The sequence below is a fragment of the Sporosarcina luteola genome, from assembly GCF_023715245.1.
Lineage (GTDB): Bacteria > Bacillota > Bacilli > Bacillales_A > Planococcaceae > Sporosarcina > Sporosarcina luteola_C.
In genome coordinates, this window is sequence record NZ_JAMBNV010000001.1 from 1,132,112 (window position 1) to 1,145,298 (window position 13,187).

The 13,187-nt window shown below is 43.3% G+C and carries 10 protein-coding genes; 7 read left to right on the forward strand and 3 right to left on the reverse strand.

Features of this window, described 5'->3' with window-relative positions:
- Window positions 1-214: 214 nt before the first annotated feature.
- Window positions 215-1,042 (reverse strand): Ku protein, encoded by an 828-nt coding sequence (locus M3152_RS05260; RefSeq protein WP_251694141.1) that lies wholly within the window; start codon window positions 1,040-1,042, stop codon window positions 215-217.
- 101 nt (window positions 1,043-1,143) lie between these two features.
- Between M3152_RS05260 and M3152_RS05265 the strand changes: the two genes are divergently transcribed.
- A complete protein-coding gene (locus tag M3152_RS05265; protein ID WP_251694142.1) occupies window positions 1,144-2,985 on the forward strand; it encodes a DNA ligase D in 1,842 nt (613 codons plus the stop codon).
- A 112-nt stretch (window positions 2,986-3,097) separates the two neighbouring features.
- Window positions 3,098-4,690 carry a long-chain-fatty-acid--CoA ligase gene (locus M3152_RS05270; RefSeq protein ID WP_251694143.1) on the forward strand — a complete coding sequence of 531 codons (1,593 nt, stop codon included), beginning with the start codon at window positions 3,098-3,100 and terminating at the stop codon, window positions 4,688-4,690.
- Between the two features lie 69 nt (window positions 4,691-4,759).
- Here M3152_RS05270 and rpsD read toward each other — a convergent pair whose 3' ends face one another.
- A complete protein-coding gene (gene rpsD / locus M3152_RS05275; RefSeq protein WP_251694144.1) occupies window positions 4,760-5,362 on the reverse strand; it encodes a 30S ribosomal protein S4 in 603 nt (200 codons plus the stop codon).
- Between the two features lie 328 nt (window positions 5,363-5,690).
- Here rpsD and M3152_RS05280 point away from each other — a divergent pair, with 328 nt between their 5' ends.
- The 3 genes from M3152_RS05280 to M3152_RS05290 all read left to right on the forward strand — a co-directional run bounded on the left by M3152_RS05280 (window position 5,691) and on the right by M3152_RS05290 (window position 9,341).
- The gene (locus M3152_RS05280) at window positions 5,691-7,550 is read left to right on the forward strand and encodes a sensor domain-containing diguanylate cyclase (protein ID WP_251694145.1); all 1,860 of its coding nucleotides are present in this window, start codon (window positions 5,691-5,693) and stop codon (window positions 7,548-7,550) included.
- A gap of 96 nt (window positions 7,551-7,646) precedes the next feature.
- Window positions 7,647-8,858 carry a methionine gamma-lyase gene (gene megL, locus M3152_RS05285; protein WP_251694146.1) on the forward strand — a complete coding sequence of 404 codons (1,212 nt, stop codon included), beginning with the start codon at window positions 7,647-7,649 and terminating at the stop codon, window positions 8,856-8,858.
- 324 nt (window positions 8,859-9,182) lie between these two features.
- Window positions 9,183-9,341 (forward strand): hypothetical protein, encoded by a 159-nt coding sequence (locus M3152_RS05290; protein WP_251694147.1) that lies wholly within the window; start codon window positions 9,183-9,185, stop codon window positions 9,339-9,341.
- Window positions 9,342-9,472: 131 nt separating this feature from the next.
- Here M3152_RS05290 and M3152_RS05295 read toward each other — a convergent pair whose 3' ends face one another.
- Window positions 9,473-9,973 (reverse strand): GAF domain-containing protein, encoded by a 501-nt coding sequence (locus M3152_RS05295; RefSeq protein ID WP_251694148.1) that lies wholly within the window; start codon window positions 9,971-9,973, stop codon window positions 9,473-9,475.
- Between the two features lie 211 nt (window positions 9,974-10,184).
- On the opposite strand from M3152_RS05295, the gene ezrA reads away from it, so the two are divergent.
- A complete protein-coding gene (ezrA, locus tag M3152_RS05300; RefSeq protein WP_251694149.1) occupies window positions 10,185-11,879 on the forward strand; it encodes a septation ring formation regulator EzrA in 1,695 nt (564 codons plus the stop codon).
- Window positions 11,880-12,055: 176 nt separating this feature from the next.
- The gene (locus M3152_RS05305) at window positions 12,056-13,186 is read left to right on the forward strand and encodes a cysteine desulfurase family protein (RefSeq protein WP_251694150.1); all 1,131 of its coding nucleotides are present in this window, start codon (window positions 12,056-12,058) and stop codon (window positions 13,184-13,186) included.
- Window position 13,187 lies beyond the last annotated feature (1 nt).

Here is a 13,187-nt window from a genome sequence, read left to right on the forward strand (position 1 = left end):
ATGAAGGGATGGCCTTTTTGTATACGCGGAAATGGGGAATCGGTGGTAAAAGTCCGAGAATCGGTGGTAATCCCCCAAGAATCGGTGGTATATGCCAAATCGGTGATAAACCAAGAAGAATCGGTGATAAACGCCCGAGAATCGGTGATAACCCGTCCCAAGACGGTGATAAACGCCTGAAATTCGGTGATAACGCGTCCCCCTCGCAAACCTTTTACGCTTTCATCTTCGCCGCCGCTTTTTTCCTTGGAGCCGGCTTCTTCTTTTTCGTCTTATCGAGCGATGCTTGCAATGCAGCCATCAAATCGGTCGTATTGGAAGGTGATATTGCCTGTTTCTCCAGTTTTGCGACAGTCACACTGCCCGATTTTTTCTCTTCAATCAATTCCATAAGAGCAGTTCTATACTCGTCCGTATACTTATCGGGATCGAATGCTGTCGTTAATTGATCAACTAACAGAAGTGCTGTATCGAGTTCTTTTTTCACAACAGAGTCTTCAGCCGGGATATTCGGCACATCTCCCACATTGCGCACTTCATCCGGAAAGTGGATCGTCTCCATCAACAGAGCGTCTTTATAGACCCGGACGACGGCTAACTGCTCCTTCGAACGGATGATAATCTTCGCCACACCGATTTTTCCCGATTCTTTCAGAGCCTTCCTCAATAAAGCGTACGCCTTGCCGCCATTCGCATCGGGCGCCATGAAATAGCTCCTCTCGAAATAGATCGGATCGATTTCCTCTAATTTAACAAAATCAATGATCTCAACAGCTTTGTCCTCATTTTCCTTCTTCAGCTTTTCAAGCTCCTCATCATCGAGCACGACAAACTTGTTTTTCGTATACTCATACGCTTTCACGATCTCTTCGCTTTTAACTTCTTTATCACAAATTGGGCATACTTTCTGGTAGCTGATTGGAGAATGGCACTCCTTATGAAGCTGACGCAATTTAATATCGTTGTTTTCCGTTGCCGTATGGAGCTTAATCGGGATATTGACAAGGCCGAAACTGATGCTGCCTTTCCAAACTGTATGCAATGAAATCACCCGCTTTTTTGCTTAGTATGGAAAGCTGACTCATTCTTATGTATACGAATTATGATTCATCAAACACTAACAAAAACTTGGAGCGATTATGGATGAAACCGATGTTAATGATGGATACAGATGAATTGCCTGTAGGAAAAGATTGGCTGTATGAAACGAAATACGATGGATTCAGGGCGATTCTCCAATGGGATAAAGAAGGGATTCAGCTATTCAGCAGGAATGAAAAACTATTGAACGACATTTTTCCGGAAATTATCGAGGATTGCCGTCGAATTGAACATATGATCAAGCCTTTCCTTCCGCTAGTTTTTGACGGGGAATTGGTCTGTCTTCAAAACGACTTCAAAAGTGAATTCGCCATTGTGCAGACAAGGGGGCGGATGCGGAAGAAAGAAGTCATTGCCTACCATTCCAATGTATTCCCTTGCCAATACATCGTCTTCGATCTTTTAGTGCTGAAAGGAAAAGATGTATCCGGCAAGGTACTTGAAAAGAGGAAAGTGGACCTAAAGAAGTGTTTTGAACAGGTCGGGCTGCCGACTACGGTGCACTATCGTCACGAAAGTCTAATTCAATTAATAGAAACGTTTACAGACGAAACCGAACTATGGGACCGAGTACGACTGAACAACGGGGAAGGGGCAATGGCCAAGCGGGTGAAAAGTGTCTGGAGTAATGAAAAAAGGACGAACCAATGGTTGAAAGTGAAAAACTGGCGATTGGTCACAGTCATTATCACGAGGTATGAACAGGTAAACGGATTTTTCACAGGTGCCATTTATAGGGATGGTCAGCTAGTTGAGATAACAACATTCAAGCATGGAATGTCAGATGAGGAATTGAAGACCCTAAGTGAGTTGTTTCTCAAAAATGGACGCCATATTGGAGACTCCGTTTACGAAATTGAGCCTTCCATTTGTGCAAATATAAATTGCATCAGCTTTGATGGGAAACATCTGCGCGAGCCGAGGTTCCATTCTTTTCAGTTTGAAGTGAACCCCGATGACTGTCAGTGGCGTCAATTGCTTAGGCAAGTGAACCCGATTCCAGAGAAGATCCAAATTACTCATCCTGACAAACCTGTTTGGCCGAAGCAAGGCTTGGTGAAAGACGATTACTTACTTTATTTGCAATCGGCTGCACCCTTTATACTTCCGTTCATGAAAGAACGGCATTTAACCCTAATCCGCTTCCCTCATGGCGTGCCGGGCGAAAAGTTTTATCAGAAAAGCGTACCTGATTATGCTCCTGACTTTGTGAAGACATCAAGAGATGAGGACATTGACTATATCGTCTGTAATGATATCACGACATTGCTATGGCTAGGGAATCAGTTGGCACTTGAATACCACATACCATTTCAAACAATCAATACAAAAATGCCGACCGAGATCGTCTTCGATTTAGACCCGCCTTCCGTAGAGGAATTCTCACTCTCCGTAGAAGCAGCATTGCGTTTGAAGGCGATATTCGATCAGTTCCAACTGACTTCATTTATCAAAACATCCGGCGGCAAAGGTCTGCAAGTATATATTCCACTCCCAGTCGATACATTCACATACGACGATACTCGCATCTTCACAAAGTTCGTCTCCGACTTCCTAGTCGATCAAGAGCCGCAATGGTTCACAACCGAACGCCTGAAAAAGAACAGAGGTAACAAACTATACCTGGACTATGTGCAGCATCACGAAGGAAAAACAATCGTCGCACCCTATTCGCCACGTGGCAACGAATTGGCAACAGTCGCAACTCCTTTGAACTGGGAGGAAGTCGGGGCATCGTTGAGGCCAGAACAATTTACGATTAAAAGTGTAACGGAGCGGATGAAAACTATCGGTGATCCCTTTCTGGAGTTTAGGAAGGTGGGGGATGTACAACCGTTTGAAGTTGTACTTGAACAGCTGAGAGGGTTATTAGAGGATAACTAACCCTCCTCTTCATAAATTATTTACAGAATGCTGAATTTTATGATAAAGTCTTATCTATGTATTATTAAGTGACAGTTTCTAGATAAATAGATTTATGGAAGGGGAGGATACCATGGAAGTGCCATTAATTCTAACTCAATTTTTAGATCATGCCGTTAAACTCTATGGAGATAAAAAAGCGATTATCTGTGATGACCGGGTATTTACTTATCGGGAAATGAATGACCGTGTTAACCAGTTGTCGGATGGTCTCCGAAAGTTAGGTGTGAAAAAAGGCGACAGAGTGGCCTATCTTGCACCAAATACTGTAGAAATGCTAGAAGGTTTTTATGGCGTGTTTCAGCTAGGGGCTGTCATGGTGCCGTTGAATATCCGCTTAAAACCGGAGGATTACCTCTATATCTTAAATCATAGCGGGTCAAAGATTCTGTTTGTAGATCAGGACTTATACAATTTAATCCTGCCGGTTAGAGAAAAGCTGGAAACCGTCGAGGAGATCATTGTTCACTATTATGACGGCTCCTGTGATGAAGTAAACTATGATGAATTTTTACATGCCCACTCAAAAGAAACATTCCAACGTGAAGCTTTGGAGGAGACGGATGTCTGCAGCTTGCTATACACGAGTGGAACAACCGGGAAACCTAAAGGCGTGATGTTGACACATCGAAATAACTATCTTCATGCTTTGACATGTATGCATCATTTACGGGTAACGGACGAGGATGTCCTTGCACATGTGTTGCCGATGTTTCACGTCAATGGTTGGGGCTCCCCGTTCTACTACACAGCAAACGGAGCAACTCAAGTCTGTTTACGAAAAGCCTCGCCAGAAAGTATTTTTGATGCACTGGAGAAACATGGTGTCACTGTCATGCATATGGCTCCGACGGTATTGAATTCATTATTGCAATACTACGATGAAAACCCATTACAACTTGAGCAAAGCACGCGTGTATTTATTGCTGGATCAGCACCGCCAACAGCATTTGTCAATAGAGTGGAAGATGAGCTAGGGTGGGAGTTCATCCAAGTATACGGCATGACGGAATCCAGTCCGTTAAGTACCATCTCAAGAATCCGCACTCACTTCAAAGATTTTACAAGAGATGAAGAGTCTCGTTTAAAAGCAAAAGCGGGGTACCAAATGATTGGTACTGATGTAAGAGTCGTAAATGATTTGGGGGAAGAAGTGGCTTGGAATGGAAAGGAAATTGGAGAACTCATTGTCCGTGGAAATGGTGTCATGAAAGGGTATTGGAGAAACGAAGAAGCGACAATGGAAGCCATCCGAGATGGTTGGCTGTATACAGGAGATATGGCTGTTGTGGATGAGTATGGAACTGTAGGGATCGTCGACCGGAAAAAAGACGTCATTATCTCTGGGGGCGAAAATATATCCTCCATTGAAGTTGAGGGCGTCTTGTATGATCATCCAGCCATTCTGGAAGCGGCGGTAATTGCAGTTCCTCATGAAAAATGGGGGGAAACGCCTCATGCCTACGTGGTTCTACGTTCAGGGTATAACGCCACCGAAGAAGACCTAATTCAATTTACAAGAGACAAACTCGCCCATTTTAAAGCGATTACGGGAGTCACCTTTGTTGATGAACTACCTAAAAATGCTTCCGGAAAGATTTTAAAAGTGCAGCTGCGCAATGACTACTGGGAGTCGGTTGGAAAAGCGGGGAGATTTGTTAACTGAACTAATAGTGAAAATCAGAAAAAACCCCGAAATTGCAAATGCAATCTCGGGGTTTTCATAAGGAAGCGATTAACGAGAGTAGTACTCAACGATAAGTGCTTCGTTAATTTCAGCAGCAAGTTCGCTGCGCTCAGGAAGACGTACAAATGTACCGACTTTAGTGTCAGTGTTGAATGTAACGTACTCAGGAACATAGTTGTTCACTTCTAGAGCTTCGTTAACAACATCAAGGTTTTGAGATTTTTCACGAAGAGAGATCTCTTGACCAGGTTTTACGCTGAAAGAAGGGATGTCAACGCGTTTGCCGTCAACTAGGATGTGACCATGGTTGACGAGTTGGCGAGCTGCACGGCGAGTGCGTGCAAGACCCATGCGGTATACGATATTGTCAAGGCGAGTTTCAAGAAGAATCATGAAGTTCTCACCGTGTTTACCAGGCATTTTACCAGCTTTGTTGAAAACAGTTTTAAATTGACGCTCGTTCACGCCGAACATGAAACGAAGTTTTTGTTTTTCTTGTAATTGCAATCCGTATTCGGAAAGTTTTTTACGTTGTGTAGGACCGTGTTGTCCCGGTGCGTAAGGGCGTTTTTCGATTTCTTTTCCAGTACCGCTTAGCGAAATGCCAAGACGACGGGAAAGTTTCCAAGATGGACCTGTATAACGAGCCATGAAAGACTCCTCCTCTGTTTTGGTTTTATTTTGTTGTAAAATAAGAACCAGATGCATTCAATCCGCGTGCCATTCTATAATCTTGCATCCTCGCCTCAGCAGCCACGAGGTTACGCGATGCACCTTATCTAAAAGGAATAGACTGGACAGCATGGATCATACAACTGCTGCAACTATTTTACACAAGGAACATCATAACAATTATACGGATGTGAGTCAAGCTCTTTTCCTCGCCGTCGAAATATACGCGCAGAATCGATGTAAAAACTATTAATAATAGGTTGTATGTATTAGAATAATGGAATAGGTATAAATACGGGGAACATGAATGAGGGTGATGGAAATGAACGTTCATGAAATGACATTATATGAAATGAAATGTTCCATTTTTGATTTATTGTCAAATCTTGATCACGAATATCCTTTGGAAAAAATGCTCGTTGAGTTCAAAGAACTATTCATGAGTCTTTTTGAAATTAAAGATGCGGAAATACTACTGTACGACAATAATCGTTTTACACCGCTCTTCAATACTACGTCTTATCAGAACAATCGCGGACTGGAAACATATACAAAAGACCATCCAATCTTCAATGTGTCATTCATCTCACATGCTTCCGACAGAGAATATGAGTTTGCGGATGATTCGCTTATCATAAGGGATGTCCATCTTGCTCCTCTTGCCGCACTACTCTTCAGGGCCAGTGAGAAATGGCATGCATTTGCCCAAACGCCGCACTTGAAGGTGCTGAAGAAAGCATTTGGCACATTCATTGGCCAAGTTATACAAATGCACAAGATTTCGGAGAACGAGAAGGCTTATAGGCATCTATTCGAAGTGGCCGAACTTTTCAACTCTACGATGGAAAGCGATGTAATTCTCGAGGGCTTAATGGAAGCTGTGTGTGGATCTTTCCCGGCTTACAAAGTCAATCTGCTCCTTTCGAATGAACAGAAAGGCAAAACAAATGAGTACCGTTTGTTTGACTATGCCAATGAAAGGGCGTCTGCAGTCGATGCGTTCCTATCAGGGGACTTGACGATTGAGAATGCCGTTGATATTGCAAGCAGTCTTCTGAATGCGCCCATTCGAGGAAGGCAGGGGATTTACGGTATATTGCAGATAACTGCCCCGAAAAACACTGAATTTACGGTTGCGCAGAAGAGTTTTATCCGATCAATGGCGAATGGCGCAGGTAATGCACTCGAAAACGCCAGTCTCTACGACCAATCCCATCGCCTAGTCGATGATCTGCGATTAGTGAATGAAGCGTCTAGGGAATTGAATAGTAATTTGGATCTAGATGAAATGATCGCTTTTCTCAAAGTCCAGTTCATGAATGCGTTCTGCCCGCATGAAATGGCCTTTATCTTTTATGAAGACCAATGCAACTACTCCATCTCACCTTCGTCGACGCCACTCTTCAAAGAAACTGCAGGTAAAAGATATATAGATTCAGTTTCAGCACGTTTCAGAAATGGAGAAGAAGCAATTTTCGACGCCAATATACAAGAGGGTAATATCAATGAGTTCAAATCACTTGTCGCCCTTCCGATCAGCAATGGAGGTGAGGTGATCGGATTCGTAATCCTCATGCACCGGGAAGAGTACTTTTTTTCATTTGACAGTTATAAATTGATGCGCTCCCTCATCGGCCATTCATCGCTGGCGATTTCGAACATCATGCTGCGCGATCAGTTGCAAGAGCTTGTCAATAAAGATCATCTCACTAAATTATTTACTCGTTCGTATTTAGATGAAATTGTTACAGCATCGATAGATAGAGAGGAATCCGGCGTATTCATCTTATTGGATGTCGATGATTTCAAATTGGTGAATGACTCTTACGGGCATACAACAGGGGATATGGTGTTGCGGCAGATCTCGGCCTTGATCCTCTCGATAGTGGAAGGTCGGGGGATCGCAAGCAGATGGGGCGGTGAGGAAATTGCAATCTTCATGCCGTCCGCAACAGTAGAAGAAGGACTGGATTTGGCCAAACAACTTGTCATAGGAATACCTGAGGCCACCGATCCAACTGTGACAGTATCGATTGGCTTGAGTGGTTGGTCTCCTACTGACGGCAAATCGTATAAGGAGCTTTTCCAAGCGACGGATCACGCTCTTTATCATGCGAAAAACCATGGGAAGAACAGGTTCGTTCTACATGAGCAGCTTCAGCGCTGAAAATGACGCTGAAGTTGCTCTTTTTCTTTTTCATAAAAGAGAGTAAGATGAAATTAGGAAATGTAAGTGCTTACAATATTGAAAGGCGGAATGGAAATGAATAAATCGAAACTGCACAAAGACACGCTCGTAATCCATGAAGGCTATGATGACACTGAACATCATGGCAGCTTGGCTGTGCCACTCTATCAGACTTCGACATATTCTTTTGAAACTGCAGAACAAGGGGAAAAGCGCTTTTCGGGTGAGGAGGCGGGCAATATTTACTCACGGCTCGGCAATCCGACCGTACGCATACTTGAGGAAAGGATGGCCGCACTTGAAAATGGGGCAGGTGCACTTGCTTTCGGCTCCGGAATGGCGGCGGTCAGCTCCATACTTGTCCACTTGACGAAAGCGGGCGACCATATTATCTGCTCTAGAGGAATCTATGGATGTACATTCGGTTTACTAGGAATCATGGAAGAGAAATATAATATTACCCATAGCCTGATCAGCATGACGACCGAGGATGAGATTGAAAAGGCAATCACACCGGAAACGGTATGTATTTATGTGGAAACGCCGATCAATCCGACGATGGAATTGGTAGACTTGAAAATGGTCTGCGATGTAGCTCGGAAACATGGATTAGTAGTCGTCGTAGATAACACATTCACCTCGCCTTATTTACAAAACCCCATTGATTATGGAGCGGATTTTGTCTTGCATAGCGCAACGAAATATATTAATGGTCATGGAGACGTAATCGCTGGACTGCTCGTCGGAAAGGATGCCGAAGAGATGCAAAAGCTGAAGATGACCGTTCAAAAAGATTACGGAGCGATTATGTCCCCGTTCGATGCATGGTTGCTCATCCGTGGATTGAAGACGTTGTCAGTCCGAATGGAAAGGCATACGGCTAATGCTGAAAAACTCCTTGCCTATTTGAAAGGACAAAAACTTGTCGAAAATATCTACTATCCTTTCGATCAAAGCAATCCACAATTTGAAATTGCCAAGCGACAAATGAAAGCTGGAGGCGGGCTCATTTCATTTACAGTAAAAGGCGGTAAAGAAGGCGCGCAAACATTCATGGATAGCCTCTCGTTGATCAAAATAGCCGTCAGTCTTGGTGATGCCGAAACGCTTATTCAACACCCGGCTACGATGACGCATTCAGGCGTTCCAGAAGCCGACCGCTTGCAGATGGGCATTGAAGATTCTTTGCTCCGTCTATCTGTCGGTCTCGAATACGCTGACGACCTCATTGCCGACTTGGATTCCGCATTCATCGCATTGGCACAAAAATATTCCACACATGCATAAAAAATGAGGCTATCCCAGAAAATCAGCAAAATCTGACTTTCTGGGATAGCCCTTTTTACTTGAAATAAATGAAGTAGCCTTACCAACCGTTGCTTTCCGTTCCAGGCGCACGCTTTCCGGGGGGCGGGCGGTGAGCCTCCTCGTCCGCTTCGCTACCTGTGGGGTCTCACCTGTCCCGATAATCTCCCAGGAGTCGGCGCCTTCCTCTCCAAGCAACTTACAGCTACAATTAAAGAATTATATATAATAATTCATCAATCAGGAAAATTGGAGTGACTAGACCCCACTTCGGAAACTTGAATCTTACTCGAAGGTATTTTAAAAATGGCTCAAGTGAAAAAGCTAGGAGATGCTATTTTTAACATCGCTCTAGCTCAAATGCAATCCAAAATAGAAGAGAGTTTATTTGTTGATGATAAAATTGAAAATATTGCAGTGGCCGAAAAAGTAGGGATGAAAGGGCTTCACTTAGATAAAGGATAAACACTTAGAAAATTGCCAGAAAAGGCGACACTCCTGCGGGAACAGCGTTGACCGAAGACCCCGCAGGAGCGCAGCGACGAGGAGGCTGAGGCGACGCCCGCGGAAAGGGAGCCGTTCTGGTGATTTTCGTATTACTGGATAGACTCTTTATAAATATGCTTAATTAAGACATTCACAAATTGCTCTAGCCCCGCTTGATCATCTTCATTAAAACGGTCATACTCCGGACTGTCGATATCGAGAACTCCGATCACTTCACCGTCTTTAATCAAAGGAACTACAATTTCTGAACGAGATGCGGCATCACATGCTATATGGCCCGGAAACTGATTGACGTCCGGAACCAAAATGGTCTCCTGTTTTTGGGCTGCAGTTCCGCATACACCTTTCCCTAGCGGAATGCGAATGCAAGCAGGTAATCCTTGGAATGGCCCGAGCACAAGTTCATCCTCTCCATCCATCATATAAAAGCCGACCCAATTGATACGATCGAAAAATTGATTCAACAAAGCAGAGGCATTGCTCAAATTCGCATAGCGGTTGCTCTCTCCTGTAAGCAACGCATCAAGCTGTTTTGCCAGTTGTACATACTTCTCCTTTGGAATATCCGAATAATTCGTAGCAGTAAACAAAAAATGCACCCCCTGAATATAGTCTCATTAAGTATAAATCTCTTATGGAATTTCTACAAATTTCGTGGAATTTAGAGCAAAAAACATCTTTTTCCCTATAATTCGTCCAAATTCATATGAAAAGTCTTTAAACATGTTACTATATAAGATAATATTGTTGTAAATAGCAGTTAAAAGTATATTTCAGTGACTTCGGAATAGGGGGATCACAATGGTGAAATACTTCATCATTCCAATTATTGTTCTACTTGTACTTGTTACCATCGCCTTTTTGTTCAGGCGTAAACATATTAGCGAAATCAACAAATTAGAACATGAAAAGATGCAAATACAAAATAAGCCGATTTTTGAAGAAATGATGAAAGTAAAACAACTGAATATGACAGGCGAAACTGAGGAGAAATTCGAGCGGTGGAGAAATGAGTGGACCGAAGTCGTCGATGTACATATGCCTAAAATCGATTCGTTGCTCTTCGATGCGGAAGATATGATCGATCGTTTCCGATTTAAAAAGGCGACGGCGACGGAAAAAGAGATCCAGGAAAAAATCCGCGATTGTGACAAGAGGAAAAACGACATACTGGATGAGCTGAATGAATTGATCGGCAGCGAGGAAAAGAATAGGATTGAAATGGAAAACCTCCGCGAGCAATATAGATTGGCGAGAAAGTCAATTTTAGCCCATCAACATTCTTACGGAATGACTGTCGTCCCATTGGAGAAAGAACTTGAGTCCTTCACTCCTAAATTTGAGGAATATGACGAGTTGACGGCAAATGGAAACTATTTGCTTGCACGTGAAATTGTCATTACTCTATCTGCAAAAGGGGAGAGGCTTTCGACGCTTATCCATGAGATACCTTCATTGCTGACAGAGCTTCAAAACAAGATGCCTGCTTCCATACGGGAACTGCGGATCGGGATTAAGGGAATGGAAGAACAATCTTATAACTTGGCACATCTTGACCTGCAGAATCAGTTAGATGAAATCGAAGATGGAATTGGTGAACAATTGACGAGGTTGGCTCAACTTGACATCGATACAGTACGGCAAAATGTGATGGATATGAACGACCGCATCGATACATTCTATGATTCATTGGAAAAAGAAGTAAATGCCAAGCATTATGTTGATTTTCATTTTGTTGAAATTGAAGAAGCGCTTAATGCCATTATACAGTTAACGAGGGAAACATCCGATGAAGCCGTCTATGTCCAACAAAGTTACCGGTTGGATGAAAAAGAAGCGAAATTGCCTCAAGCAAGCTTGAAAAGGTTGGAAACGATCCAAAATCGTCATGACACGTTGAAAATCATGATGGAAGAAGAAGATTCGGCTTATTCCTACATACAAACGGAACTTAAAGGAATTTCCGATGAGCTTGAGGAAATTGCAGAGGAACAAGAAAGTCTTGCCAATCGGATGAAAAATCTACGGATTGATGAAAATAATGTTAGAAATAAGCTGGCTGATCTTGCACGGGAATTGCAAAATGCTGATCGTAAGCTGCACAGAGGCAATATCCCTGGCATTCCGGATGAAATGGACGCTAGGCTTGAAGAAGCGGAAGAACAGCTTTTCCTCGTAAGCCAAAGCTTACAGGAAATCCCTTTGAATATGTCGGTTGCTGAAAGCTATTTAGCGAATGCGCAAACCGTTGTCAAAGAAGTGAATGAAAAAGTCGAGGAACTTCTCGAAAATGTAATGCTTGTAGAGCGGATCATCCAATATGGAAATCGCTACCGTGCATCTAATCCGGAAATGCACGAAAGATTGCTTGATGCAGAAGAATCATTCCGGCAATTCCGCTATGCGAAGGCACTGGAAGAAGCGGCTACAGCCGTGGAGGCAGTCGAGCCTGGTGCAATGAAGCGAATTGAAGAAATGTTGAAGGAACAAGTGTAATGTAAGGTAACAATTAATAGTTGGTTGACAGTAACTGGCCACCGGCATACTAAGTGCAGGTGGCTTTGTTGCGACCAAAAGCGTCAGCGTTGAGAGCAGGTGGCTTTGTTGCGACCAAAAGCGCCAGCGTTTGAAGCAGGTGGCTTTGTCACGCTCAAATAGAAAGGAAAATCCATATGATTTATTTTGATAACAGCTCAACGACAAGGCCGGATGATAGCGTACTCGAATCTTTCATTGCCGCTAATATGAAATATTATGCGAATCCCGCTTCGCTGCATGTGTTAGGAAGGGAAGCGGAAGCTTTATTGAAGCGTTCTAAAGAACAAATGCTCAAGCTTGTCGATAATGAAAGCGGAGAAGTCATTCTCACGTCTGGTGGCACGGAAGCGAATAATTTGGCCATCCTTGGTATCGCTGAAGCATACTCTTCGAGAGGCAATCATGTGATCACAACCCAAATAGAACATCCTTCCATCATGAACGCATGTAGAAAATTGGAGGAAATCGGATTCGAAGTGGACTATTTGACAGTGGACGCCGAAGGCCTTATTTCTATAGAGGAATTGGAGAAGAAGCTTAGAAAAGACACTATTCTTGTCAGTATCATGCATGTCAATAATGAAATCGGCACAATCCAACCGATCAGGCAGTGCGCCGATTTGATCAAAAAAAGTAGCCGTGCAGTTTTTCACTCGGATTGCGTCCAAAGTTTCGGGAAGTTGCCTGTCAGCATGGAATCCCTTGGTCTGGATGCCGTTACCATCTCAGCGCATAAAATGAACGGATTGAAAAACTCGGGTGCTTTGCTATTGAAAAAAAACGTTACGCCACAAGCCATCAACTTCGGCGGCGGCCAAGAAAATGGCTTGAGGAGTGGTACGGTTTCTGTACCGAATGCTGTTGCCATGGCAAAAGCGATGAGAATAAGCACTATTCAGGAAGAAAGGGCAGACTATAGGGAGTGGCGGAATCTGCTGATGGATGCATGCAGTTTGTATGAAAACATACGCATCCTATCGCCGCAATATGGTGCTCCGCATATTTTATCCATTTCGTTCAAATCAATCAATGGAGAAGTGGCCGTGAATTACTTCCAAGAGCAAGGAATCATCATATCGACTTCAAGCGCCTGCTCCTCAAAAAACAAAAGTGTTGGACATGTCATTGAAGCAATTGGATTGGAAAATAAATTTAAAAACGGTGTCATCCGAGTCAGCTTCGGCAACACTAATACAAAAGATGAAATCGACGAATTCATAAATGTGCTTAAACGCTTCATGGAATTGATTGAGAGGGGAATGTAAC

Excerpts from the sequence above, each read along its gene's own strand:
- M3152_RS05280 (WP_251694145.1), top strand. The coding sequence starts at position 5,691 with ATGAGGGTGATGGAAATGAACGTTCATGAAATGACATTATATGAAATG.
- megL (WP_251694146.1), top strand. The coding sequence starts at position 7,647 with ATGAATAAATCGAAACTGCACAAAGACACGCTCGTAATCCATGAAGGC.
- M3152_RS05305 (WP_251694150.1), top strand. The coding sequence starts at position 12,056 with ATGATTTATTTTGATAACAGCTCAACGACAAGGCCGGATGATAGCGTA.
- rpsD (WP_251694144.1), bottom strand. The coding sequence starts at position 5,362 with ATGGCTCGTTATACAGGTCCATCTTGGAAACTTTCCCGTCGTCTTGGC.
- M3152_RS05290 (WP_251694147.1), top strand. The coding sequence starts at position 9,183 with ATGGCTCAAGTGAAAAAGCTAGGAGATGCTATTTTTAACATCGCTCTA.
- M3152_RS05265 (WP_251694142.1), top strand. The coding sequence starts at position 1,144 with ATGAAACCGATGTTAATGATGGATACAGATGAATTGCCTGTAGGAAAA.
- ezrA (WP_251694149.1), top strand. The coding sequence starts at position 10,185 with ATGGTGAAATACTTCATCATTCCAATTATTGTTCTACTTGTACTTGTT.
- M3152_RS05270 (WP_251694143.1), top strand. The coding sequence starts at position 3,098 with ATGGAAGTGCCATTAATTCTAACTCAATTTTTAGATCATGCCGTTAAA.